This window comes from uncultured Enorma sp., from assembly GCA_905210055.1.
Classification (GTDB): Bacteria; Actinomycetota; Coriobacteriia; order Coriobacteriales; family Coriobacteriaceae; genus Enorma.
The window spans coordinates 1-3,045 of the sequence record CAJLVH010000180.1; the positions used below are offsets into that span (position 1 = coordinate 1).

The 3,045-nt window shown below is 58.2% G+C and carries 1 protein-coding gene and 2 tRNA genes; 2 read left to right on the plus strand and 1 reads right to left on the minus strand.

The features are described from left to right. Positions 1-980: 980 nt before the first annotated feature. Positions 981-1,054, plus strand: a tRNA-Gln gene (locus tag QZ079_RS08860). Between the two features lie 4 nt (positions 1,055-1,058). Continuing rightward, a tRNA-Glu gene (locus QZ079_RS08865) sits at positions 1,059-1,135 on the plus strand. Positions 1,136-1,417: 282 nt separating this feature from the next. Here the strand turns inward: QZ079_RS08865 and QZ079_RS08870 are convergent. Further along, on the minus strand, positions 1,418-3,045 hold a 1,628-nt coding region (locus QZ079_RS08870), incomplete at its 5' end, for a hypothetical protein (RefSeq protein ID WP_366926443.1).

Here is a 3,045-nt window from a genome sequence, read left to right on the forward strand (position 1 = left end):
GGGCAGGAAGCGGGTCCCCAGGCCCGCGGCGGGGATGATGGCCTTCATGGGGCTCCTTTCGGATAATCACAACTTTGAGGCGACACGACCTTGCATCGCCGCCAGTTCGATATCGTAGCAGTTGAGCAGCGCAAGATGATGGACAGCGTCTGAATTCATAGGAGCTGTGATTTAAGCTGATTTTTTCGAAAGGCGATACCCTCCCTGCGCCGCAGCAATTGCCCCACTGAGCAATCAGACGCGATCGGCCTTGATCGCAGGCATACAGCCAGCCCCTTCAATGAGATCCAAGACGCGCAGCAACGCCTGTTGCTGGCTATTCAACATGCGGCCGCCTCCCTAGTGCGCGCTCGATCTGTCTGCATGCTTGCTCTTGTTCCTTGAGTGCAGCAAGGGGCTCTTTACGCCGTGTCACTTGCCGTTTGATCAACTCGACATCTTTAGCCGGGATGTACCTAGACCTGGCCTTATTACCTTCTCGATAATTGAGGTAATAATAGTCACGATCACCGATTTTTCGGACGCGAACGCTCCCCTTTGGAAGATTGTCGAGCTCCCGCCGTATCGCATGACCTACTCGGATGGAACGCTCGAGTTCTTCCTCAAGGACTTCTTCCAAAACAGACATCCCGCCTCTTTAGGATTACCCTACAAAGTAACGAAATTCGTAAATTTGTAGGGTACATTTACCATATCCGTAAATGCAGAGCGATGCGTTGCCTCACTCTCGCAGAATACAGTTTCACCCATCGAATATTGAGACCTCTGCGTCGTTGCTCATCTATCGCGTGATTGAGCAGCAAAGACTTGGTTTTTGATTATATGGCAGACACTTGTATCCGCCACGCCTCACCAATAAAGCGACAATTCACGGTCGCTGCGATCTCTTCCTCAATTCTCTCAAAATCACCCCTTGCGCTTGGTGGGGTTGTACCGTAATATATCTACCTGCGCACGGCTTAGGCCGTGGGCGTTGCCACTGGGATGTCGTCTAATGGCAGGACAGCGGATTCTGGTTCCGTCAATGGGGGTTCGACTCCCTCCATCCCAGCCATAATGGCCCGTTCGTCTAGCGGTTTAGGACGCCGCCCTCTCAAGGCGGAGATCACCAGTTCGAATCTGGTACGGGCTACCAAAACTTCTTCCCAGATTCCTTTGGGGTCTGGGATTTTTCTTTAGTGAAAGAAGCGCAAGACCTCAATCGGGCTGCCACCGCGTTGACTCGTTGGTTCCGGGGCGACCCTCCCCTCTCGACCCAGATCGCATATGCAAGGAATCCTAGGTTCCAAGTTGTGCCAGGCATTGACCCAGGCTACAAGGCTTAGCAAGGCTTGGCGTATTTGCAAAAAAGGCGCGCACCGCGGGAACTACCCAGCGATGCGCGCCGCAACAGTAACGCAATGATGTGCTGCGCCTGCTACTCCTCGTTGGCGTCGTCGTCCTCGTTCTTCTTGAGGCCGCGCTTGCCAGCGTAGACGAAGGTCGCGCCGAAACACGCCGCGCTCGCACTCGCGAAGCACGTGAACATGATGAGGTCGGACGTCTGCGGCATCACGCCGTTCGGATGCGCGCCCGCTTCATCGTTGTCTACGGCACCGTTCTCGCTTGAACCCCCATTGGCCTTCTTAGCCTGTTCCGCCTGCTTCTGTGAGTCGGAGGTCTTGTCACCGGGCTTCTCCTCGCCCTCCTTATTGGCGCTAGTCCCAGAAGTGGACGCGTCCTTTTCCTCGTCCGTCGAAGTCGAGGTCGAGCTGCTCGTCGAGTCATCGGTGGCAGCGTCGCGATCCCCGTCGTCCGAGCTCGTCGCGTCGTCAGTCGCCGTCGTGCCGTCGCTCGGCGCGTTGTTCGGCTTGCTCGTCGAGGTGCCACCGCTTACCGCATTCGAAGGCGGCACGGGGTTCGGATCGCTCGGCACGGGCGACGTACCACTCGAAGAATCGTCCGACGTATCGGAGGAGTCGGTATCGGTTGCATCGTCCCCCGTATTCTCGGACGTATCCTCACTAGGAGCATCACCGTTAGAACCGGCGTTCTCATTACCCGTCGAATCATCCGCATCGGAAGCGCCGGTATCGGAGCCCTGGTCGCCAGCATCAGACGAATCGCCCTGGTTGGCACCGGAACCCTGCTCGCCTGTATCGCCCGGGGTCTCCGGCGCGGGCTTCTCCTCCTCGGCAGCGGCCGCCTCGTCCTCGGCGATGTACGCCAAGCAGTCCGCGAGCTCGCTGCGATACCGGTTCTTCCAACCCGCATAGTATTCCGTCTGCGAGCTGTACTTCTCGATATGGTCGGTAATCTGCTGCGAGAGCGCCGTCACGAACTCGCGGTCTGTCATGTCGTTGGAGAGGTTCGCGCCGAGCAGGACGTTACGCACGCCGCCCGTACCCCACATGTTCGACAGACCCCAGACCATGCCCTTCACGCAGTCCGCGCGACCGGAGATATCGATTCCCTGGGACTTGAGCCAGTTCTCCGTGGGCACGTAATAGCTGTTGTACGCATAGGAATCCTGCAACGCGGAGAACTCAGCCGGATCCGCGTCGTACGCAGCGTACCAAGCATCCTGCACCAACTGACCGAGCTCGGTGAGCTTGCCGGTCTTCGTGTCGTACATCGACACCGACGAACTCGAAACCTCGCTTCTGCGCGCGAGCACATCCTTGAACATGCTGTACTTGGTCGGGTTGTAGTTGTAAACCGCGGTAAGGAAGCTGATGAGCGAATACCGGCGGTCGAACTGGTAATAGCCAAGCGCGTTGTAGCCGTCGCCATAGCCGAAACCCTGGCGGTAGTTAGCGTGGCTCTCGTATTTGGTGAAGTACTTCATCTCGGCGGAAACGTCGACCGGCGAGAGGCTCGACGCGCGCGACGAGGCGACGGTGCGCGCCGCGGCGGCGGGTGCCTCCTCGTAAAAGTCCGCCTTGTCATAATCGGCGGGCTCGGGCAGCGTGCCCTCGGCTTCTGTCACGGTCTCCTCGTCCGTGGATTCGACCATCGTGCCTTCAGCTTCCACGGTCGTCTCCCCCGCGGGCTCGGCATAGACGG